The sequence below is a fragment of the Marinobacter sp. LV10R510-11A genome (genome assembly GCF_900215155.1).
Lineage (GTDB): Bacteria > Pseudomonadota > Gammaproteobacteria > Pseudomonadales > Oleiphilaceae > Marinobacter.
Map to the genome: position 1 here is coordinate 2,145,043 of NZ_LT907980.1, position 22,925 is coordinate 2,167,967.

Here is a 22,925-nt window from a genome sequence, read left to right on the forward strand (position 1 = left end):
TGCAATATTGCGCCGCTGGAAGGCCGCATAGTATACCGGTTCAGGGCCTGCTGAATAAGCCCTGAACCAAAAGCTTGTCACATAACCGAGCCACCCGAACGGCGCCTTAGTTTATGCCAGCATTAAAGCAGGCCCAGGCCTTCTGCTAAGTTCTTCGCTGGCACGTAACCACGCACGACTTTTCCGTCTTCCAGCACAATTGCCGGCGTACCCGTTACACCAACTTGCTGGCCAAGCTGAAACTGCTCCAGAACAGGATTTTCGCAGGTGGCCGTTGCAACTGTTTTACCGGCCTTGGCGGAATCCATCGCAGATTTCTGATCCTTTGCGCACCAAACGGAAACATACTTTACAAACGATGGTGTGTCCGGGCCGGAGCGTGGATAGGCATAATAATTCACGGTAATACCGTAATCATTAAGCTGAGGCACCTCGTCATGAAGCTTGCGGCAATAGGGGCAGTCGATGTCAGTAAACACATCGATCACCGCCTTCTCGTTGCTGGCCTTGAAACTGATAACACCCTCATCGCCATAGTTCTCCATGGTGTTGCGCCGGCCACCAGCTCTGGCCTCTTCTGTGACGTTGGCGATGCCATCGCTAGTAACCTTCAGCAAATCGCCGGTAAGCAGGTACTGGCCATCCGACGTGGTATAAATAGTATCTCCGTTATTGCTCTGAACCTCGTAAAGCCCCTTCGCCTCGGATTCCCGCACAGACGATATCTTTAGCCCAGGCACGGAATTGGAAAGTCGCTCGCTGATGCTATCTTCAACATCACCGGCAACGCTTAAGGGCGAACCCAGAACACCTGCAGCCATTACTGCCACCATAATAAAACGTTTTACATTCATCCTGGCAAACACACCTTTTCAGTCAGATACTTATTGGGCTTGCGGGGTCACTCACACCAGCCATGAAACGAGCCATTAAGCTAAAACCCTGCGACACCGGCTCGCCACAAAAGTTCAAAACGCTACCTTACCTAAAAACCCCGGACTCAACCACGGGGATGATGAGCCAAATGCAACGACTGCAAGCGCTGCCGTGCAACGTGAGTGTAGATCTGCGTGGTAGAAAGATCCGAGTGGCCCAGCAACATCTGAACCACCCGCAGATCTGCACCATGGTTAAGCAAGTGCGTTGCGAAGGCATGCCGGAGCGTATGGGGTGACAAGTGCTTGTTAATACCAATACGGGTGGCGTAATGGCGAACACGGTGCCAAAACGTTTGCCGTGTCATAGCTGCCGCCCGGTTACCGGGGAAAAGCGCATCGCAGGCTCGCCCTTTGAGAAGCTCTTGGCGCCCCTCTTTCATATACTGGAGCAACCAATCTATCGCCTCTTCCCCCAGTGGAACCAGGCGCTCTTTATCACCTTTACCCGTAACCCGTATAACACCCTGGCGCAGGTTCACCTGATCGACGCGCAAACCTGTGAGCTCAGACACCCGCAATCCACAGCCATAGAGAATCTCCAACATGGCCTTATCCCGCTGCTCAATCGGCAGGCTGGGGTCTGGTTCAGCCAAAAGTGCATCGACTTCTGCTTCCGTTAACGAATCTGGCAACCGCCGGGGTAACCGGGGGCTATCGATACGCAACGTGGGGTCTTCCGAAATCAGCCTCTCGCGAAGTAGAAACCGGAAAAAACGGCGGATACCCGATAGACGACGCGCGGCCGTAGAGGCTTTGATGCCCTCCGCGAGCCCACCGGCCATCCACGCCAACAAATCCGTTCGCTGCGCCGCTGTCAGCAACGGCCGACCGGGCTGGTTTTCCAACCATGCTGCCAAGCGCTGCAAATCGCTGCGATAGGCCTGCCTGGTTTTTTCACCCAGGCCATCCTCAAGCCAGATCGCATCAACAAACCGGACAATGACCGCTTCGTCCTCTGGTCTCACACCATCGCCCTCTGACAACCTTCATTTACAATGATCGCATTCTGGCTCGCCAGAAACAAAAAAGGCAGCCCTTAGGCTGCCTTTTTCACTGCAAGGTTACTCGGCAAATAACTGATCAGCCCAGCTTTTCCTTGATACGTGCTGCCTTACCAGAAAGCTCGCGCAAGTAGTAAAGCTTGGCTTGGCGAACATCGCCGCGACGCTTCACAGCAATGCTATCGATCAGCTTAGAGAAGGTCTGAAAAGTACGCTCAACGCCTACGCCGTAAGAAATCTTCCGCACGGTGAAGGACGAGTTCATGCCACGGTTACGCTTACCGATTACAACGCCTTCGAAAGCCTGTAGACGCTCACGAGCACCTTCGGTTACACGAACCTGAATAATCACGGTATCACCCGGCGCAAACGCGGGGATTTCCTTGGTCATCTGCTCTGTTTCAATTTGATTGATGATGTTGTTCTTGCCGCTCATCGTAATGCTCCTGATACTCAATCTTTTAATGCCCTGATGATTCAGAGGCACACGGTTCGTTTAAAATCTCACCCAGTAGCTCACGCTCTTCGTCCGTAAGCACCCGCTTTTCCAGCAGGTCGGGGCGTCGCTCCTGGGTTCGCCTCAGCGACTGCTTTAGTCGCCAACGCCGGATCTGACCATGGTGACCGCCCAATAAAATATCCGGCACCGCCTGACCTTCGTAAACTTCGGGCCGGGTGTAGTGCGGACAATCCAGCAAACCGTCAGCAAAAGAATCCTGCTCTGCCGACTGCGCATGACCCAGCGCTCCGGGGATGAGGCGTGTAACCGCATCAATAACAGCCATAGCTGCCAGCTCGCCACCGGAAAGCACAAAGTCGCCCAGTGATATTTCCCGGTCGACCTCTGCCGCTATCAGGCGCTCATCAACACCTTCATAGCGGCCCGCTACCAGAATCAAACGTTCTTCCGCAGCTAGCGATTCAACTACAGCCTGATTTAGCGTTTCACCCTGAGGTGAAAGATAAACCACACAAGTTCTTCCTGGCGCCGCTTCCCGTGCTGCGTGAATGGCATCCCTGAGCGGCTGAATTTTCATCAGCATGCCGGGACCACCCCCATAAGGACGGTCATCGACGGTACGGTGACGATCTTGGGTATAATCGCGAGGGTTCCAGCTATCGAAAGTCAGAAGACCATCGCGTACTGCCCTGCTCGTTATCCCGTAATCCGTTACCGCTTGGAACATGTCCGGAAACAGACTGACTGCGCCAATCCACATCCGTCAGAACTCCGGATCCCAGTCTACGACCAGTTTGCGATCCACCAGATCAATCTCCCTGACAACTTGGTCAGGACGATAAGGAATCAGGCGCTCGCGCTGATCTATGGAGCCCGCCGTTGCATGCACCACCAGAACATCGTTGGAACCGGTTTCTATAAGGTGATCCACACGACCGAGGCACTCACCTTCAACCGTAAACACCTCAAGTCCCTGCAACTGACGCCAGTAATACTCCCCATCAGGGAGCTCAGGCAGCTCAGCTGTCGGAACCTTGACCTCAGCGCCAGAATACGTGCGCGCCAGATCACGATCATTAATACCTTTTAGCCTGACAACGATCGCCTGCCCTTGGCGACGACCTTCCTCAAGCTTTACAGGAATACGTTTGCCGTCCAGGTCTAAAACCCAGTCGGTATAATCAAGTATCCCTTCTTTGGGGTCGGTGAAGGAAAAAACCTTAAGCCACCCTTTAACCCCAAATACCGAGGTAATCCGACCGATCACAGTTTCCTGCGAATTCTGCGTCATACAACAACCCCGGTGGTCAGTAAAACTTACTCAGCAGTCTTGAGCAGTTGTGCAACGCGATCGCTAGCTTGTGCACCCTGGCCAACCCAGTAATTTACACGGTCGCGATCAACACGTAGACGCTCTTCTTGGCCCCGTGCAATCGGGTTGAAGAAGCCAACACGCTCGATGAAGCTGCCATCACGTGATTTGCGGCTGTCGGTGACTGTTAGATGATAGAACGGGCGCTTCTTGGAACCGCCACGAGCCAAACGGATTGTTACCATTTAACCAATATCCTGTTCAGTTATACGAACTTTGTACGTTTCACGACGACCACAGTGGTGGCTGATGCGAATACCCATACTCGAAAGGGGCGCTATTCTATGCTAAATACGCGTCAAAGAAAACAGGAAAACCCACTGATTCTAGGTTTTCCATGTAAGGCTTTTTACATACGACCCGTTGGCGGCATTCCACCGCCGCCACCGCCCGGCGGCATCATACCACCAAGACCGCGCATCATATTCGCCATTCCGCCTTTTTTACTAAACTTTTTCATCATTTTCTGCATTTGCTTGTGCTGCTTAAGCAGTCGGTTCACGTCTTGTATCTGGGTTCCCGAGCCAGTGGCGATGCGGCGCTTACGGGAGTTGTTGATAACATCCGGGTAACGACGCTCTTTAGAGGTCATCGAGCAGATGATTGCCTCTAACTGGCCCATGGACTTGTCATTAACTTGTTGTTGCGCTACCTGCGCCATCTGCCCCATGCCCGGCAGCTTGTCCATCAACCCACCGATACCGCCCATATTCTTCATCTGCTGAAGTTGGTCACGGAAGTCCTCAAGATCAAAGCTTTTGCCTTTTTTGATCTTTTTGGTGAGCTTCTCGGCCTTTTTCTGGTCCAGCTTGCGCTCTGCATCCTCTATAAGGGAAAGCACATCGCCCATGCCAAGAATACGGGATGCCACCCGATCTGGGTGGAACGGCTCTAGGGCATCAGATTTTTCACCAACCCCCAGAAACTTGATCGGCTTACCTGTAATGTGCCTTACGGACAGCGCGGCACCGCCACGGGCGTCACCGTCCGTCTTGGTCAGCACCACACCGGTCAAAGGCAACGCGTCGTTAAACGCCTTGGCGGTGTTCGCGGCGTCCTGCCCGGTCATCGCATCGACCACAAAAAGGGTTTCAACCGGATTGACTGCTTTATGCAGGCGCCCGATCTCTCCCATCATTTGCTCATCAATGTGCAGACGACCCGCGGTATCAAGAATCACAACATCGATATGCTTCTTGCGGGCGGCAGAAACCGCGCCTTCGGCAATGGCAACAGGATCCTGATCGGCGGTACTGGGGAAAAACTCAACACCCACTTCACCCGCCAAGGTCTCCAACTGCTTGATAGCAGCCGGCCGATAGATATCAGCACTCACCACTAAGACTGATTTTTTCTGGCGCTCTTTCAGGAATCGCGCCAGCTTTGCAACCGTGGTGGTTTTACCCGCGCCCTGAAGGCCAGCCATCATGATAACTGCGGGAGGCTGAACGGCGAGATTGAGGGTTTCATTCCCCTCACCCATTACCCGCTCAAGCTCCTGCTGTACAACTTTTACAAATACCTGGCCGGGGCTGAGGCTACGCTGAACTTCCTGCCCGACAGCTCGCTGGCGAACGCCTTCAACAAAGTCCTTTACTACCGGCAAGGCAACGTCAGCCTCCAGCAGCGCCATGCGCACTTCCCGAAGCGTGTCCTTTATATTGTCGTCGGTAAGCCGCGCCTGACCGGAAATCTTGCGCAGGCTACCGGAAAGTCGGTCTTGGAGGTTCTCAAACATGTTGCTCTTCCGTACCCCGGATAAATTGAGTGCATAAACCTCAGAGCCGGCTGTGGCTCCTTGATTCCTGTTGCATAATCGCGACATTATAACCAGACTATCGCTCTGAAACGACCAACCCGGTCAAATCGGCAGTTATCCCTGCCGATCTCCAGCCAGCACAGCCGTTAATAAGGAAGTCATGGGAACGCTGATTCTCGCGGTCACCTCTCTTTTTCTGTACAGCGTCGGCACCGCTCTGCAGGCGCTTCACTTTCGTGGGCGCGTGCAAAGTAACATTGCCATCACCACCCTAGTTGGCATGCTGGCGCTCACCGCTCACGGGCTTTTGATTACTCAGACCATACACCACGATGGTGGCGTAGACCTCGGATTCTTCAAAAGCTCAGTGCTAATTTCCTGGCTCATCGTTTTTCTTCTGCTGGGTCTGAATCTTAAAAAGCCAGTTCAAAGCCTGTTCCTCGGCGTTTACCCGCTGGCAGCTTTCACCATCATCGCAGCCTTAATCACACATACGCCATCGCGCGTTGTCTCTGATGAAAGCTATGGCGTACTTTCTCATATCGCATTATCAGTGACAGCCTACAGCCTGTTTTCCCTGGCGGCCATACAAGCCTCTCTGCTTTACTTCCAAAACCGCCAACTGAAGCAAAACTACAACAGCACCCCGGTACGTAACCTGCCGCCGCTGCAAACCATGGAATCCCTGCTTTTTGAAATGGTCTGGGCGGGCGTCGTTATGCTGATTCTCGCCATTGTGACCGGGGCGGTCTTTATCGAAAACCTGTTCGCCCAGAACTTGGCTCATAAAACGGTATTCTCCCTGCTTTCGCTGCTGGTATTCGTTGCGTTACTTATCGGGCGTTACACAAAAGGCTGGCGCGGTATCACTGCGAGCCGCTGGACACTGGCCGGCTGCGCTCTTCTGATGGTGGCCTTTTATGGCAGCAAGTTCGCCCTTGAGCTCGTATTTCAGAAAGGCGGCTGATTCGCCATACACAACGTCTTGACACCAGACACAATTACAACCTATTTTCGCCACTTATAAGCAATATAAGGACACCCTTAGTTTGGACGGTACATCGCTTACTGCGCTGTCGATTATTCTCGTCGGGCTGATCATGCTATCGGCATTCTTCTCCAGCTCCGAAACCGGAATGATGTCCCTCAACCGGTATCGCCTCAAGCATATGGCGAAAACCGGTCACAAAGGCGCAAAACGAGCGCAGAAGTTGTTGCAGCGCACCGACCAACTGATCGGAATCATTCTGATTGGCAACAACTTCGTCAACATCTTGGCGTCGTCCATTGCCACCGTTATAGCCATTCGCATCTGGGGTGACGCAGGCATTGCCATTGCCACCCTGTTACTGACCATCATCATCCTGATCTTTGCCGAAGTCACACCTAAGACGCTTGCCGCCCTGTTCCCGGAAAAAATTGCTTTCCCCGCGAGCTACATACTCGGGCCGCTGCTGAAAATCCTTTATCCGATCGTTTGGGCGGTAAACCTATTTACAGGTGCCATCCTCAGGATTTTGAGAATTTCCGCAAACGATGCGGCCAGCGATCACCTCAGCCGTGAAGAACTCAGAACCATGGTAAACGAAGCGGGCGCACTGATCCCCGCAAAGCACAAGGATATGCTTGTCAGCATCCTAGATCTCGAGAAGGTAACCGTGAATGACATCATGGTGCCGCGCAATGAAGTCTCGGGTATCGACCTGGATGACGACACCGACACCATTTTGCGACAACTGAGAAACAGCCAGCACACACGATTGCCGGTATTCAAAGGGGATATCAACGATATTCAGGGCATCCTGCATCTGCGCAGTGCAGCCAAGCTACTGCAGCAGGACGAGATCAACAAAGCCATGATTCTACAACTTTGCCAGGAGCCTTACTTCGTTCCCGAGAGCACACCGCTGAACACGCAGCTCATCAACTTTCAGAAAGGAAAGCGCCGGTTCGGCATTGTGGTGGACGAATATGGCGATGTGCTCGGGCTCGCTACCCTGGAAGACATTCTCGAAGAGATTGTTGGTGATTTCACAACGGATTATGCGGCGACAAGCCCAGACATCATCCCCCAAGACGATGGCACCTTCATTGTTGATGGCACAGCCTCCGTGCGCACCATCAACAAAACCCTAGGCTGGAAACTGCCTACGGACGGCCCGAAAACCCTCAACGGCCTGATCACCGAAACCCTTGAAAACATTCCAGACACCAACGTTTGCCTGAAGGTAGACGGCCATCGGGTTGAAGTTCTTCAAATCAAAGACAACGTTGTAAAGGCTGCAATCGTGCATCCCAGAAAACGCAAAAAACGGACACGCGCCATTGCTTGACGTCGCAAGCTTCTGCACTCCGCTATAGACGATTAGGTTATAGCAGAGCGCTTTCTTGGTCGATCAAAATGTAATCAGCTCCTTGACGCATGTCAATCTTCTGCTAACACTAAGGGTTAGTTCGAAACAACAATAATCGGTAGGAGTTTGTCCATGAGCTTGACACATACCTTTGGCCTTCTGACCAATCCTGACCAGGCATGGGAAGCTATCCGAAGAGAATCAGAATCCGTTACTCGCCTCTATACAGGACACGTGCTGCTTCTTGCACTAATACCTGCCGTGGCGGGCTTCTACGGAACCTCCCAGATTGGCTGGCAAATCGGTGATGGCCAGGTTACACGCCTGTCTATCAACAGCGCGCTTAGTTTGTCCGTGCTGTTTTATGCTGCCATGCTGGCCGGCATATTCATTCTCGGCAAGTTCATTGATTTCTTTGCGGCAACCTATGATGCGGTGGACCAAACGCCACGCGGCATTGCAATGGCCGCCTATACCGCCACACCTATCTTTTTGATCGGAGTTATCGCGGTTTATCCTAATATCTGGGTAAATATGCTGGCCGGGCTCGTTGCCATTGCCTACGCGGTGTACCTGCTCTACCAGGGGCTTCCCATTCTGATGAGAATTCCAGAAGATCGCGGATTTATGTTTGCCACCGCGATTCTTACGGTTGGGCTAATCATGTTTGTAGCTCTGCTTGCCATCAGTGTAGTGATCTGGAGCATGGGTATAGGCCCGATATATGTTTCCTGAAGATTAACGTGCGATCTTACTACCAGCGAAACAACAAAGGGTGTTCCGACGGAACACCCTTTGTTTTTCAAAATAGCGCCTAGGTTAGGTTTTATTCATGTTAACGCAGCCAAAAATGCGGTAAATTTAACCTATAATCAAAAAATAGACAGTCAAGCTCGGTCATGTACCCGGTTGAGCCGTAAACAGGAGTCGGCCATGAACAAGCAGTCCGGCATACATTACCTCCGTGAACACAGGGAAGCAGGTAGCAGCAAACCGGTTCCTGTAGAGGTCACGCGTATCCGCGACACCGTTGTCGCCGGGTTAGGAGATCTGCTGCAGGGCGCGTTTGATGCGGTCGATGATTCGCTGTTCGAATTGGCCAACAATGCTCGCAGCAACAACGAGCAAAATCGCTATTTTGAAGCCATGCGGGAAATCCGCATCAAGCGCAAAGGCGTAGAGCGCCATTTTCAGAATACGGTTGCGCAGTTTTTTGCTAACCCTTCCCATACAGGTCAACTGCACGAAGACTCCCTGGGGAAGCAAGCAAATGCAGACGATCTCGCGCTCGTTGGCAATGATGACCTAGAAGAGCAAGTTGCTCTAAACGCCATGATCACCAAGGCCAAGGCCCATTTCCAAGGGCCGCTTTTGCAACTCCAAGCCCGCTTCAGCAAGGTCTATGACGGTGCTTCCGACGAATCACCAGTCAACCCCCTGGCGCCAGAACACCTTTGCAGCGCTTTCACTGAAGCCATTCAAGCGCTGGAAATCCAGATCCGTGAGCGATTAATCCTGCTCAAGCAGTTTGACCGCTACGTTGTGTCCAATCTGGGTATGCTGTTGGATGAAGCAAACAGAATTCTCGTTCAGGCGGGCGTTATCCCCAATTTCCGCTATCACGGGAAAAGCGGCCACCAACACAGTGCTGCGGAAGATCAACCGAAACCCGGGAACTCAGAAGGCTCCGCTACATCCGCTGAAAAGCAGCAGGACAGCGGTGCTGCCAGCAACGCCGTATTTGAGCATATCCATCAGTTACTGGCCCGCCAAAGAGCCAATGCCGGCATACCGTCACGACAGCATGATCCCGACATTCGGGTTATTGGGGGCACTGAGCTAGTAGGCTTGCTGACCTCACTGTCATTCAACACTCAAGCTGGCACGGAAAAAAACCTCAGCGAAGGTGAGCCGCTTACCATTGATCTGCGCGACGCGATTCAACAAATTTTGGCCCAGGCCAACAGCCCCGACGGCAAAAAGCCAGCACTTAAGGAAATAGACGAGGATCTGATAAACCTTGTATCTATGCTTTTTGAATTCATTCTTGATGACTACAATTTGTCTGCCCCGGTCCAGGTGCTGATCAGCCGATTACAGATACCCATACTGAAAGTTGTCATCAAGGATAAGAGCTTTTTCAGCAAGACCACGCATCCGGCGCGTAAGCTGCTCAACGCCCTTGCCCGAGCCGGCATCGGCTGGAGCAACAGCGACGAGAAAACCCGGGACAAGCTGTACGAGATGATTCACGGCATTGTGCAGAGAATCCTCAGTGAGTTTGACGGCGACATAACCTTGTTTGAAACGCTGAACGAGGAGTTTGAAGAGTTTCTTGCCCGGGAGAACCGCAAATCTTCTCTGGTGGAGCAGCGTACCCGTGAATCTGAACGTGGCCGCATAAAATCTCAGAAAGCCCAAGAACTGGTCGATCGAATCATACAGGAGCGAGTGGCTCGTTACCGGCTTCCAGAGCCTGTATATACCATTCTGATCAACGGCTGGAGCCGGGTCATGTTTCTAGCCTACCTCCGGGACGATGTTGAGCATCGCTGGCAGGCGAGCGTAAAAATTGTCGATGATCTAATCTGGTGCCTCCACCCGCACCAGGAAGATTCCGAAAGAGATCAGTGGGTTCGCGTTGTTCCCAGCCTGCTCAAATCACTGCGCGCAGGGCTGGAAGAAGTTTCGTACAATGCCTCAAAGCTCGACGGCACCATGGGGCAGCTTAAACACGAACTGGCTGAAGCCTTCCGAGCCAGCTCCAGCATGGAAATGACTGAAAAGCCGCCGGTTCAAGATGAAGACCCAGATGAAGCCAGAAACATGGCAGAGCTTCAGCCTGAAGATTCTGCTATTGCCGAGTTCATGACACAGATTGACAGCATCGAGATAGGTAACTGGGTTGAGTTCCGGCTGATTAATGGTGCAAGCTTCCGGTGCAAGCTTTCCGCAATCATTGAAGAAGCAGACTGCTTCGTCTTTGTGAACCGCATGGGCCTAAAGGTCATCGAAAAGACCCGAGTGGATCTCGCCCATGAAATGCGGCGTGGCAGAATGACACTGCTTGAGCAAGGGGCATTCATTGACCGGGCACTGGATGCCGTGGTCGGCTCTCTGCGCAGCAAAACTGCCTGAGTTGGCTTGGGCGCGCAATTATTCTGCGAGCCCAAGCCAACTCAGCGGTCATCCGGTAATAATGGAGCACCCTGAGATCAATGCTGGAGCATGGCAGCAACAATAGCCTTCCGGCGACGTATCGGATCGCCCTCGCCTTATCAACCGCTTTCCTAATTCATACGCTGTTGCTGTCGGGCGTTCCTTCCATTGTGAAGGATCCCCCCGTTCGACACCGCCAGCAATTAAACCTAGAGCTGGTCGCGACAAAGAGTAACTCTAAGACACCAACCGCCTACACACCAGAGTCGGCTGAAAAAAGCGTCAGTCGCAACCCACCATTTGAGGTAACGCCAGACAACAGCGTTTCCCAGCCGGTAGAGCCCGTGCTTTCGACAAGCCACTCGAAACAAAAAACGGTATACAGCAAAGGCTCACAAGCCCCGGCAACAAAGCAAACGTCGGATCTGGCCAAGCCTGCAACGCCTTCACACCCTTCCAGTTCGCCATCAACATCAGGAGCCCGCTCACAGGTTGCGGAGAAAGACAGCTCGCAGGAGCCCACCCAAATTACCCAGTCACCCACCGAGCAGGATCCCTACCTGATCAAACTGGCCATGCATCTGGCCACTCAGCTAGAAACGCTACGGATACCGGCAATCAAAGAACTTACGGGCTCAAGCACCATGGAACTGGAGCTTCAACTACTAGAGAATGGTGCACTTACTAGGGTGAGAGTGATCACATCGACAGGCATTGAACAGATAGATAGCGCAGCCTACCGGGCCGCGCTATCAGCCAGCCCCTACCCGGAGCCACCGCTAGATCAGGGCGGCGAAAGCCACTTCGAAGTAAAGCTGGTGTTCGCTCCGTCGCGGCTTTAACCGGCAGGGAAAACGGAATTAGGCTTCAGCTTGCTTGGTCGCCTCTTTTAACAACGTGGCTAGCTCACCGTTTTCGGACATTTCCATAATGATGTCACAGCCACCAACTAGCTCACCGCTAACGTAAAGCTGCGGGTAAGTCGGCCAGCTAGAGTAAATTTTTAGGCCTTCGCGAAGTTCTTGGTTATCAAGAATGTTCACAAATGCAAAACGCTCGCCGCATGCCATCAGGGCCTGTGATGTTTTAGATGAAAAGCCACACTGCGGGGCTTGGGGTGATCCCTTCATATACAGGATAATCGCGTTTTCTGAGAGCTGGGATTTAATGGTTTCGTTAATGTCCATGAACATTCACCTCTGGTTAAAAGGAACAGCCTGTTTGCGCTGATGCATCTATCTTCACTGAATTCCATTGTACACGTCGGGCGAGCTCCTCAACAAACCTCGCAATTTGACTCAAGGCAAGCCCCCAGCCCCTCCAGCGTTGTCTTCGTTGGCGCGAAGGGCTAGACTTGACGCCCCCGTTTTTTCACCAGTATTTATACTCATCCTGGGCTTCACCAAGGTAAGGGCCATCCCATGGCAGCAAGGCATTTTCTGACATTGAATGACATGACCACGACCGAGCTGGAGAGTCTGGTCGATCATGGCACCAAGCTCCGAAACGAATGGCGCCAGGGCAAGGTCAGAGACTCACTGAAAAATCGCGTGATGGCGATGATTTTTGATAAGTCCTCTACCCGCACCCGGGTTTCTTTCGAAGCCGGCATGACCCAGCTAGGCGGCTCTGCCATGTTTCTTTCTTCAAGGGACACACAGCTTGATCGCGGAGAGCCCATAGAAGACTCCGCCATTGTAATCTCCAGCATGGTGGATGCTGTAATGATCCGCACCTATGCTCATGAAACAGTCGAAAAGTTTGCAAGGGCTTCGCGGGCACCTGTTATCAATGCCCTGACGGATGATTTCCACCCTTGCCAGTTGCTGGCCGACATGCAGACCTATCGCGAACATCGCGGCAGTATACGAGGTGCTACGGTGGCCTGGATCGGTGATGGCAACAACATGTGCCACTCCTATATCAATGCTGCTACACAGTTCGATTTCCACCTGAACATAGCAACGCCCCAAGGTTACGAGCCAGACCTGGAGCTGGTAGAGGCCCATAGCGACCGTGTAACCCTCATGCGAGAGCCCGCAGAAGCGGCCCGCAATGCAAATCTGCTGGTAACGGATGTATGGGCTTCTATGGGCCAAGAAGACGAACAAAAAGCCCGCGAAAAAGCGTTCAGCAACTACCAGATCAATCCGACGCTGATGGATATCGCAGCAACAGACGCACTACTCATGCACTGCCTGCCCGCCCACCGTGGCGAGGAAATCTCGGCAGATATGATAGATCACCCAGGCTCCGTAATCTGGGACGAGGCCGAAAACCGGCTCCACGCCCAGAAAGCTTTGCTGGAATTCCTGATCCTGAACCGCCTGGACTAAGATTTATGAGCACGCCGGAAACGACCGCCCACAACTGGTTGCTAGAGGTAAACAACCTAGTCTGTGGCTATGGCGGAGACGCCGTTGTAAAAGATGTCAGCTTCGCGCTCAGACACGGAGATATCGGTTGCCTGCTCGGGCCTAGCGGTTGCGGAAAGAGCACCATCTTGAGGGCGCTGGCGGGATTTCTCCCGCTGACCGGAGGTGAAATATGCCTGGAGTCTCGGCAAATCAGCCTCGCTGGCCGCACACTGGCGCCAGAGAAACGCCGCATCGGTATGGTTTTTCAGGACTATGCCCTGTTTCCACACCTAAGTATTGCCGATAACGTGGGCTTCGGATTGCGTGGGCTGAACAAAACCGAGAAACGCAACAAAGTCATGGAGCTGCTTCACGTTGTTCACCTGCAGGATCTGGCGGACAATTATCCGCACGAACTTTCGGGTGGTCAGCAACAACGGGTTGCACTGGCACGGGCACTTGCCCCCGAGCCAACGCTGATTTTGCTCGACGAGCCGTTCTCCAACCTGGACGCCGATCTGCGCCGCAGGCTCAGCCTCGACGTTCGTGAGATTCTGAAAACCCTTGGCATCAGCGCTATTTTGGTGACTCACGACCAGCAGGAAGCCTTCGCCATGTGCGACCAAGTGGCCGTACTGCAGAGCGGTAGAATCCAGCAATGGGATGTGCCATACAATCTGTACCACGAGCCTGTGAACCGTTTTGTGGCAAGCTTTGTAGGGCAAGGTGGGTTTGTTCCGGGCACGGCCGTGGGGCCAGACATTATAGAATCTGAACTGGGCATCATTCACGGAAACCGGGCCTACAAATGGCCCGCTGGCACGCTAGTAGACGTGCTTATCCGCCCTGATGATATTGTTTACGATGCGGATTCAGACTTGCGCCCAAAAGTGGTGGAGAAGACCTTTGCAGGCACCTCAACGCTCTATCGTTTTCGCGTTTCTGAAAGCACGGAGTTTGAGACGCTGTTTCGCAGCCACCTGGACTTCCACCTGGGCGAGACAGTGCCGGTAAGGGTCGAAGCCGACCACCTTATTGCGTTTGAGCGCAACAGCTGAAAAACCTTATCGCAGGTTCGTCAGTTGTTGCAGACTCGCTCGATGGCGGTAAGCCACCGTGGTGACATGGCCAATCAGCGGCGCTATCGAGAACGTCAGGCACTCTCGAAGAAGAAGAACATGGGTACAGCTTAAAAAGAAATGCAGAGGGGGAATTGCAGAAGTGTTCAGTAGTGCTTGTGTAGTCGATTTGTTACATCAGGTGACGACCCGAGATCTATTTCACACTCATTCATAAATCCGGCTCCAGTGGCTTCTTGCGCGGCCAAACCAAACTGAAGCGCGCGCCACCAAGGCTATCACTTCGGCTCACAAAGGCCTGCCCGTTATGCCAATAAAGAATACGTCGCACGATAGAGAGGCCGAGCCCATACCCGCCGGAGGTGCGGGTGCGGCTGTCATCGAGCCGGGAAAACGCAGTGAACACCTTCTCCCACTCGTCTTCCGGAACGCCCGGGCCATCGTCCTCCACATCAACACGGCAGTGATCTTCATCAATATGGCAACGGACAAGCACCTTGCCAGCCGCATAACGCCCAGCATTCCCCACAAGATTCTGGATAGCCCGGTGAATATAGCGCGGCTCCACATCAGCTAACTCCATGTGCTCAGTGGCCTCGTCTATTTCACCCAGAATACTCAAAGCCGGACGAACAAGTTGCTGCTCTCCAACAACCTGTCTCACTATGTTAGTGACGGATGCTTCTTCAAGGGAGAAAACAGGGCCGCCCTGCTCCAGTCGCGCATAGGTCAGGATCTCATCAATCAGTTCGTCCAATTCCTGAATATCGCCGTCAATACCATCAAGCTGTTTCTGCAGGGCTTCCTGACCCTGACAGTCTTCAATCATCTGTACGCCAAAGCGAATACGAGCAACCGGCGTTCTCAATTCGTGGGAAACCGCATGAATCATTTCGCGCTGAACGTTCACGAGACGCTGTATGTGTTCAGCCATCCCATTAAACGCCGCTGCCAACCGGGAGACAACAGTGCCTTCGCCGGCCTCTACACGGGCACCCATTTCCCCCCGGGCAATGCGCACAGCCACGGATTCAACTTTACGCAGCTTGCTATCCAGGCTTCGGAGCACCAAAACAAGCGCCAGAGCCAAAACACTGCCCGACACCACCAGTAACAATAGGATGACCGGCCATGCCCACGGACTAAACGGCGCCGGTAAAGTAACCTGAATCAGTTCACCGTCTGATAACTGCACAAGCACTCGCCCCTCTCCGTTAACCCGGTAAAAGGCTGCGCCCTGGGTGTAAACCCGTTCCAGAACCTCATCATCCGGCAGTGCTGCCGGGCCCTGTACTCTTAGAACACCAACGTTCAAACCTTCTGTAAGCCGGTCGACCGCTTGTTTACGCTCACTTGGATCAGCAGCATCTAGGTGCACACGTAAGATCTGTGCGGAGGCAACAGCAATATCACGATAGGGCTGAGTCGCCCTCAGTTGCAGAGCTTCGCCGTGAAACCCCGTTACCAGAAAGCGGTAACCCAGGCTGCTTTCAACCGCCACCACCTGGCCATAACCTAGGCGCTCCCGAATAACCGGAGAAAGCGACAGTTCCCCGGCACTTGCAACACCGAAATCGTACTGGAAGGCTAGCCAGTGGTACTGCTGCCCTGGTGAAGGTGAAGACGCTAGCCAGCGCATCAGCGGCTCGGAAAAGCGCTCATTCCAGAATTGTGAACGTACGGAATTGATACCAAAAAACAGAACAATGCAAAGCAGTATTACCAACGCTGTAAGGCTGGCAAGACGGGCGTATAGCTTGAGGAAAAACTTCAGGGGCATGTCGACGAACCCTGGCAGGGAAGCGTCGGCCGAAAAAACCGTACCGACGCCAAAAACTGAATCGTCAGGTTTCTTTCACAAACAGATAACCTTTACTTCTAACGGTTTTAATTCTGCGGGGGTGAACAGGATCGTCGCCGATTTTGGGGCGAATCCGGGAGACCCGAACGTCAATGGATCTGTCTTGGCCGTCGTACTCTATGCCCCGCAAGGCGGTGAAAATCTCTTCTCGGCTTAATACCCGGCCGGCATTGCTTACCAGCAACCAGAGCAGATCGAACTCGGCGCTGGTAAGGTCGATGCTTTGTTCGCTAAGCCAAGCTTCACGCATGGAGCGATCTACCACCAGATCGTTGAACTGCAGGCGCGAAGGCTCTTCGCCATTTGCTTCATCTGCATTCTTTTGCGCATTTTCCGTAATACGGCGCAGCATGGCTCGAATGCGTGCCAGCAGCACACGAGGCTTGACGGGCTTGCTGATGTAGTCATCTGCTCCCATTTCAAGACCAAGCACTTGATCCAAATCGTCAGTGCGCGCAGTAAGCATAATGATAGAACCGGAATAAAACGGTCGCACACGGCGACAAATAGAAAGCCCATCTTCCCCAGGCAACATCAAATCCAGCACGACAAGATCAGGCTGTTCGGTACGGATCCGCTCTACCGCAGGGCTCCCATGTGTTTCGACTGATACAGCTAAGCCGTTGCTCTCGAGATATTCTCGAGTCAGCTCGGCCAGCCGCTCATCATCTTCGACAATAAGAATTCGCCAACTTTCGTTTGTCAGTTCCACGCGGTCCATCTCTGATTTTGTTTTTCCGGGTTCAGTTTTTCGCCTGCATCCGACAATACAGACAACGTGATGTAACAGCAATTATACATGTTATTCAGAAATATACATGGAACCGCCTTGCCGTTACATCCAGTCACAATCACTAAATTCTAGTACCCAAGTGCCCACAGCGCCAACTCGCTTAGAATAACGGCCAGCCCTGATCAATTTCCTCATCCGTTGCTTCACGGCGCTCGATGATTTCCAGATCAAAATACAGAGTAAAACCGGCCAATGGGTGGTTGGCATCTATTCTGATGAGATTTCCATCCATGCCCATCACCTTAACAACCTGTGCGTTGTCGCCGGTATTGGTCTGGAATTTCATGCCAACCTTCAGGTTTTCCACGCCTTCGAACATTGAGCGGGGAACCTTTCGAACCAGCTCTGCCTTGTGTTCACCGTAAGCCATGGTGGGTGGCACAGTCACTTCCAGACAATCTCCAGCATTGCGATCTTTCACCGCCTCCTGGATGCCTTTGATAACATCGGGGCTACCGTATAGAAAATGCAGAGGCTCACTGCCCTCTGAAGTATCAACCAGCTCGCCGATCTTATTCTTCAGTACGTAGTGAACCGTAAAAATGTCAGGTTTTTCTTGAGAAGCTTGCATCAGGCTTTCGAGTTTCCTGTATCCGGTGGATTTTCTGTCAGTTGCAGGCCATGAATCACCAGACGCTGATCCAGTTTTTCTCGCAACCCTGAGGGTTGGTTCAGGCCCATTCGTTTCAGCAGTTCGGTAAAACGGCCCTCGTCATCTTTGGCTCGAATGGCCTGCAAGAGGGCCCATACCTTACCACGGCGGGTAGCCGTTTCAGACTTGAGTTTGCTCAAGGCTTTGCCCAGCACCAGCTCTTGGTCTGTAAAATCTCGCCCAAAGGGAAACGCTGGAAACCAGTCTTGACCGCCCGCCGCTGCAAACGCCTTGGTGATACTAGCTGGCGTGTTGTTGCGCCAGCTAGCCGGCAACCGGAACGTCGCGTCCACCTTACCGGCTCTCTGTGCTTGAGCAAGCAGGCCTTGCTGAAAGCTGGAGTCTGCGATACGGATTAAGCGCAGGTATACCTGCTCATCTGGCTGGCCGCGCAGATCTGCGATTCCGTATTCGGTGATCACAACATCCCGCAAATGGCGGGGTATTGTGCAATGGCCGTAATTGAACACAATGTTCGACACCACCGCGCCCTTAGTTTCCCGCGTACTGCGCAAGGTAATAATGGACCGGGCATCGGGCAACTCATGGGCCATGGCAACGAAATTGTACTGACCGCCCACGCCGCTTATTACCCGGCCATCCTCAAGCCCATCGGAAATTGCTGCACCGCTGAGCGTGTACATCATGGCTGTGTTGATAAACCGGCTGTGTATCCGCTGCGCCGCTTTTAAGCGCTGATTACCGAAACGATGATCGTAGAGATGGTTGATAAAGCTGACACTGGTCATGCAGATAAGATCACGATCGGCATCTGAAAGCTCTCGCAGTGATTGGTAGAACTGCTGAGGGCCCACGTAAAAGCCGCCGTGCATGGCCACGCCGCCAGTGAGCCGCTCCCCGAGCGCCAAGGCCGCAATCGCCTCTCTCGCCTCTGGATCATCCAGATCGGCATCCAGTGAGCGCTCACCAATCCGTAACCGGCCACCCTTGAACTCAACCGCATCACAAAGAATGCCGTACTGCGTTAGCCAAGCCACATCCCGGGCCCGCATGGGTGAATCAATAAGCCCCTCCCGCCGCAGTACATCCAGGGTCTCAAGGGAAACCAACTCACCAATATCGCCGTTATTAATCAGTATTTGCAGATCGGCGTGATCATGCACCTCGCGCCGGAGAATGCCCGCCTCCATAAGGTACAAAAAGCCGTCGACCATCATCTCACTGCAACCGTAAAGGCCTTTTTCAAACGCTCCGGTTCCACCTACTTTTTCTGCCAGAGGGAAGTGCTCGGCAACCTTCAAGTGGTCAAAAATAGCCCGCCAGGAATCATTATGTTTATGGCGCAGAAAAGCGCTATGCACAAGCGCCGCCCCCAGCGAACCTATGCCCAACTGCAGCGTGCCGCCATCTTTCAGTAAAGTACTGGCATAAAATCCAATCAGGTGATCTGCTGGGCTAATGGCCATCTGAGGCGCAGAAAACAGCGGGTATTCCGAAGCCTGATGCTCAAACATCACATCAAACTGATCTTCAGGGATAGCAGCATCGCGACCGAACCAGGGCAACTGGCGATTGATTTCGCCCACGATCGCCACGGGAGTCCCTGCCGCCTCTCGCTCCCGCAGCCGCGGCAGCAGGTCGAGGCTCAGGTCCGGGTTGCAGCTCAGGCTTACCATGCCAGGTGCATCGTGCAGTTCGCCCGGCGATACCATTTGTGCCACCACATTAACCCCCAGATCCACAAGATCACGAACGGCATGGGTATAGTTGGTGGATACGTAGTTCTGTTGTTGACTGCGGTTATTAAGGTAACTACCCGCCTTGAAGAAAAACTCCGACACCTGAACATTTGGGGGCAGGCGGTTCTTTAAAACATCCCGAGCATAGTGTAGCTCTGGAATGTCGCCGTAAAGACGTTCCGCGAACGGGGCCATAAAACGTTTTTCCAATGAAGAGCTTCCGGCGGGTGCCAACAGTGAGAGCGCCGTGAATATGTGCAGATTTATCTCCGGATCGTCCTTGGCCCTCTGATAAAGCGCGTTAACGAAGCGGACGGGTTTTCCCAAGCCCAGGGGCAGCCCCAGCGTAATTGTCTTACCTACCCGACGGATGACTTCATCCACGCAACGTTCTGTGTCGCTCAGGCGCTGCCTGCCATTTACCGTCATATAAGGATCCTCATTGATCAACTAGCATGTAACAACCGTTTGGGAATCATCACATGACGTATGCGCGCAGACAATGCACCAGATCATGAATTCGGTGCTAAATATCGCTGGCCCAGGAAACAGACAGAGAGTACAGGGAATATAGAGAGTACAGGGAGTAAAAGGAATATGAGGGGAAGTCAGGTAATACTCAGGATAAAAACAATAAGAGCGTAACGGCTAGCTGAATCTTACACACTATGAATTCAGAAGTTCCACTTCAGGTTCAGGCAGGCTCCCTCATTTAATAGCGCAATGCCATGATCCGCCTGGGCAGACTGGGAGGCGTACTGCTTGCCGGTATTGCTTGTGCGAACCAGCGAGAGGCTCAACAAACGCGAACCGATTTCGGTAACGGCATCGGAGTTGTCGTCTTCGAAATCGCCAGACATCTGCTGCTGCAACTGATAAACATCCTCGGTCGTCGTGATTTCGCTTAGCTCATCAAACGCACGCTCAGACGCATCGGCGCGAACCACAAACGCGGCGACGTTAAGAACAAGCAGAGCGATAAAGATGCGAATAATCATGATACTTACGAAGACCTTTTAACCGGAAAAGAAGTTTACTTATACCTTAGGCCAAAGTCTAACCCCTGAGCGGCAAAAAAATGTGAAATCGCACACAGTTGCGTGGCTTTTTTGTCACCAGATCACCCGTTTTTTGTCAAAAAATGATCTTCGTTGTTGCAGAATGTAACGACCAACTTCCTCAGTCTGGGCCAATTCCTTTTGGCTCAACACCTTAGGCTAATTTTGGATAATCCACGCCCCTAAGGGCAGGGATAGGTAAATTCCTGGTGAATCGTCTCGATGGTTTCCAGCACATCAGGGCTGAGATTCACGCTAAGCGAGCCTATATTCTCTCGAAGCTGCTCCATGGTGGTGGCACCAATGATATTACTGGTTACAAAGCTTCGGGTGTTCACATAAGCCAAGGCCATCTGAACCGGAGACAAATCGTTCTGCTGGGCAAGCTCCACGTATGCGCGTGTCGCATCCAATCCGCTTCCATTGGTATAGCGACTGAACCGCTCATACAAGGTCAGGCGAGCCTTTTTAGGCCATTTGCCACCCATGTATTTACCAGACAGCATACCGAAAGCGAGCGGCGAATAAGCTAGTAAGCCCGCCTGCTCCCGGTGTGCAATCTCTGCCATGCCCAATTCGAATGACCGGTTAAGTAGGTTGTAGGGGTTCTGAATACTGGCGACCCGCGGCCAGCCTTTTTCCCGCGCTAGGCGCAGATATTCCATGGTGCCCCAGGGTGTCTCATTGGAGAGCCCGATATGCCGGATTTTCCCTGCTTCAACTAGCTCATTGAGCGCTTCTAGCGTTTCCTCGATGGGCGTAGATTGCTCTTTGGGATCATGCTCATAACCGAGCTTACCGAAAAAATTGGTATTGCGATCCGGCCAGTGCACTTGGTACAGGTCTATGTAATCGGTTTGCAGGCGCTTCAGGCTGGTATCACAGGCTTCAATAATGTGGTCACGGGTAAGGCGCGGGCCGTTGCGCAAATAACCCAACCCGTTACCCGGCCCAGCGACTTTCGAGGTAATTACCAGGTCGTCACGGCGCCCGCGCTTTGCCAGCCAGTTGCCCAAATAGGTCTCGGTCAGCCCTTGAGTCTCTGCCCGTGGCGGTACCGGGTACATCTCAGCAGCATCAATAAAGTTCACACCTTCAGAGGTGGCGTAATCCAGCTGTTCAAAAGCTTCCTGCTCGGTATTCTGCTCCCCCCAGGTCATGGTTCCCAGGCAGATCAGGCTGACATCAATATCGGTCTTCCCAAGTTTTCGCGTTTGCATACAGCCTCCAAGTTTATTTAATGGCGCAATTTTATCAGTCGAACAATCGCAGCTGGGTAACAGGAGCATCATCGTTACGAAAACGCACACCCAGGCCCAGCAGGCGAACAGGCCGCTCGCGATTGGTCACCAGTTCTGTGAGCAGTGGCAGGAAATCATCAAACCCCGGCTCTTTTATATTTTCCCGCACGCGCTCTAAGGTATGGGTAGAAAAATCGCTATAACGTATTTTGATAAACAGTTTGTGGATGGGTTTCTCCCGCGCCTTGCGGGTAAGCCGTAAATTGAGATCGGCCGCCAGCGATACCAATACCGTTTCACACGCTGCCATATCCGGTAAATCCTGGGAGAAGGTGCGCTCTAAACTGAGGGACTTGGCGATCCGCGAAACCACCACCGAGCGCTCGTCCCGGCCATGGGCCATTTCGTGCAGCCGGTAGCCCTGTTTACCGAAACGTTCAATCAACACTTCAACGCCAAGCGCCTGCAGGTCTCCGCATGTTTGAACCCCAAGGGCATGCAGCTTTCCGGCCGTCACCTGCCCTACCCCAAACAGCTTTTCTACCTTAAGCTCGCGGACAAAGTCGTCTACCTCGTCAGGTTTTACTACAAACAACCCGTCGGGCTTTCGCCAGTCGCTGGCAATCTTGGCAAGAAATTTATTGGGGGCGACTCCCGCAGAAATGGTGATACCCACCTCCTTTTCTACCCGCTCTCGCAGGTAGCGGGCCATCAGCGTGGCACTGCCCTTGTGGTCAGTAATATCGGATACATCCAGAAAGGCTTCATCTAGCGACAAAGGCTCAACCAGATCGGTTAGCTCCCTGAGGATGCCCATCACCTTTTGCGAGGCCACGCGGTAGCGAGCCATGTCCGGCGGCACCGTAACCAAGCCGGGGCATAGCCGGCGGGCTTCACTGCCCGGCATAGCCGAGCGCACACCAAAAGCCCGGGCCTTATAATTGCAGGTCGTCACCACGCCACGGCTACCCTCACCGCCTACCGCCAGCGGAACCTCCCGCAATGTTGGGTCATCACGCATCTCGACTGCTGCATAAAAGCAGTCACAATCCACGTGAATGATCTTGCGTTGAGGCATAATCACTGGGCTCGCGTCGGGTTTCTGTACATTTATACAGCCTTGTATCTTAAAGTAAGATGC

At 53.0% G+C, this 22,925-nt stretch carries 22 protein-coding genes; 7 read left to right on the forward strand and 15 right to left on the reverse strand.

Features of this window, described 5'->3' with window-relative positions:
- Positions 1–122: 122 nt before the first annotated feature.
- The 7 genes from CPH80_RS10200 to ffh form a co-directional block, all read right to left on the reverse strand.
- Entirely contained in the window at positions 123–854 is a 732-nt protein-coding gene (locus tag CPH80_RS10200) for a thioredoxin fold domain-containing protein (RefSeq protein ID WP_096277492.1), read from the reverse strand.
- Positions 855–1,000: 146 nt separating this feature from the next.
- Positions 1,001–1,903, reverse strand: coding sequence for a site-specific tyrosine recombinase XerD (gene xerD / locus CPH80_RS10205; protein WP_096281546.1), 903 nt, complete (start codon positions 1,901–1,903; stop codon positions 1,001–1,003).
- Positions 1,904–2,018: 115 nt separating this feature from the next.
- The gene (gene rplS, locus CPH80_RS10210; protein WP_096277494.1) at positions 2,019–2,375 is read right to left on the reverse strand and encodes a 50S ribosomal protein L19; all 357 of its coding nucleotides are present in this window, start codon (positions 2,373–2,375) and stop codon (positions 2,019–2,021) included.
- Between the two features lie 25 nt (positions 2,376–2,400).
- The gene (gene trmD / locus CPH80_RS10215; protein ID WP_096277496.1) at positions 2,401–3,159 is read right to left on the reverse strand and encodes a tRNA (guanosine(37)-N1)-methyltransferase TrmD; all 759 of its coding nucleotides are present in this window, start codon (positions 3,157–3,159) and stop codon (positions 2,401–2,403) included.
- Between the two features lie 3 nt (positions 3,160–3,162).
- Positions 3,163–3,690 (reverse strand): ribosome maturation factor RimM, encoded by a 528-nt coding sequence (rimM, locus tag CPH80_RS10220; RefSeq protein WP_096277497.1) that lies wholly within the window; start codon positions 3,688–3,690, stop codon positions 3,163–3,165.
- Between the two features lie 26 nt (positions 3,691–3,716).
- On the reverse strand, positions 3,717–3,956 hold the full coding sequence (rpsP, locus tag CPH80_RS10225) for a 30S ribosomal protein S16 (protein WP_096277499.1): 240 nt from the start codon (positions 3,954–3,956) through the stop codon (positions 3,717–3,719).
- Between the two features lie 164 nt (positions 3,957–4,120).
- Complete coding sequence (ffh, locus tag CPH80_RS10230) at positions 4,121–5,509, reverse strand: signal recognition particle protein (protein ID WP_096277501.1); 1,389 nt, start codon at positions 5,507–5,509, stop codon at positions 4,121–4,123.
- Positions 5,510–5,690: 181 nt separating this feature from the next.
- Here ffh and CPH80_RS10235 point away from each other — a divergent pair, with 181 nt between their 5' ends.
- The 5 genes from CPH80_RS10235 (at position 5,691) to CPH80_RS10255 (ending at position 11,885) form a co-directional block, all read left to right on the forward strand.
- Entirely contained in the window at positions 5,691–6,497 is an 807-nt protein-coding gene (locus tag CPH80_RS10235; RefSeq protein WP_096277503.1) for an inner membrane protein YpjD, read from the forward strand.
- 82 nt (positions 6,498–6,579) lie between these two features.
- Positions 6,580–7,863 (forward strand): HlyC/CorC family transporter, encoded by a 1,284-nt coding sequence (locus CPH80_RS10240; RefSeq protein WP_096277505.1) that lies wholly within the window; start codon positions 6,580–6,582, stop codon positions 7,861–7,863.
- 153 nt (positions 7,864–8,016) lie between these two features.
- The gene (locus CPH80_RS10245; protein ID WP_096277507.1) at positions 8,017–8,619 is read left to right on the forward strand and encodes a Yip1 family protein; all 603 of its coding nucleotides are present in this window, start codon (positions 8,017–8,019) and stop codon (positions 8,617–8,619) included.
- A 198-nt stretch (positions 8,620–8,817) separates the two neighbouring features.
- Positions 8,818–11,022 carry a DUF1631 domain-containing protein gene (locus CPH80_RS10250; protein WP_096277509.1) on the forward strand — a complete coding sequence of 735 codons (2,205 nt, stop codon included), beginning with the start codon at positions 8,818–8,820 and terminating at the stop codon, positions 11,020–11,022.
- 80 nt (positions 11,023–11,102) lie between these two features.
- A complete protein-coding gene (locus CPH80_RS10255) occupies positions 11,103–11,885 on the forward strand; it encodes an energy transducer TonB (protein WP_096277511.1) in 783 nt (260 codons plus the stop codon).
- 18 nt (positions 11,886–11,903) lie between these two features.
- Here the strand turns inward: CPH80_RS10255 and grxD are convergent, their stop codons facing one another.
- Positions 11,904–12,230, reverse strand: a complete 327-nt coding sequence (gene grxD / locus CPH80_RS10260) for a Grx4 family monothiol glutaredoxin (RefSeq protein ID WP_096281548.1) — start codon at positions 12,228–12,230, stop codon at positions 11,904–11,906.
- Between the two features lie 234 nt (positions 12,231–12,464).
- Between grxD and argF the strand changes: the two genes are divergently transcribed.
- The gene (gene argF / locus CPH80_RS10265; protein ID WP_096277513.1) at positions 12,465–13,379 is read left to right on the forward strand and encodes an ornithine carbamoyltransferase; all 915 of its coding nucleotides are present in this window, start codon (positions 12,465–12,467) and stop codon (positions 13,377–13,379) included.
- A gap of 5 nt (positions 13,380–13,384) precedes the next feature.
- Entirely contained in the window at positions 13,385–14,458 is a 1,074-nt protein-coding gene (locus CPH80_RS10270; protein WP_096277515.1) for an ABC transporter ATP-binding protein, read from the forward strand.
- Between the two features lie 232 nt (positions 14,459–14,690).
- Here the strand turns inward: CPH80_RS10270 and CPH80_RS10275 are convergent, their stop codons facing one another.
- The 7 genes from CPH80_RS10275 to dinB form a co-directional block, all read right to left on the reverse strand.
- Positions 14,691–16,259, reverse strand: coding sequence for an ATP-binding protein (locus CPH80_RS10275; protein WP_096277517.1), 1,569 nt, complete (start codon positions 16,257–16,259; stop codon positions 14,691–14,693).
- Between the two features lie 64 nt (positions 16,260–16,323).
- Positions 16,324–17,061, reverse strand: a complete 738-nt coding sequence (locus tag CPH80_RS10280; protein WP_096277519.1) for a response regulator — start codon at positions 17,059–17,061, stop codon at positions 16,324–16,326.
- A gap of 172 nt (positions 17,062–17,233) precedes the next feature.
- Positions 17,234–17,704 (reverse strand): FKBP-type peptidyl-prolyl cis-trans isomerase, encoded by a 471-nt coding sequence (locus CPH80_RS10285; RefSeq protein ID WP_096277521.1) that lies wholly within the window; start codon positions 17,702–17,704, stop codon positions 17,234–17,236.
- A complete protein-coding gene (locus CPH80_RS10290; protein ID WP_096277523.1) occupies positions 17,704–19,914 on the reverse strand; it encodes an acetyl-CoA hydrolase/transferase C-terminal domain-containing protein in 2,211 nt (736 codons plus the stop codon). Before CPH80_RS10290 ends, CPH80_RS10285 begins: the two co-directional genes overlap by 1 nt.
- Before the next feature lie 245 nt (positions 19,915–20,159).
- The gene (locus tag CPH80_RS10295; RefSeq protein WP_096277525.1) at positions 20,160–20,483 is read right to left on the reverse strand and encodes a hypothetical protein; all 324 of its coding nucleotides are present in this window, start codon (positions 20,481–20,483) and stop codon (positions 20,160–20,162) included.
- Positions 20,484–20,725: 242 nt separating this feature from the next.
- Positions 20,726–21,763 (reverse strand): NADP(H)-dependent aldo-keto reductase, encoded by a 1,038-nt coding sequence (locus CPH80_RS10300; RefSeq protein WP_096277527.1) that lies wholly within the window; start codon positions 21,761–21,763, stop codon positions 20,726–20,728.
- 34 nt (positions 21,764–21,797) lie between these two features.
- Positions 21,798–22,862, reverse strand: coding sequence for a DNA polymerase IV (gene dinB, locus CPH80_RS10305; RefSeq protein ID WP_096277529.1), 1,065 nt, complete (start codon positions 22,860–22,862; stop codon positions 21,798–21,800).
- Positions 22,863–22,925 lie beyond the last annotated feature (63 nt).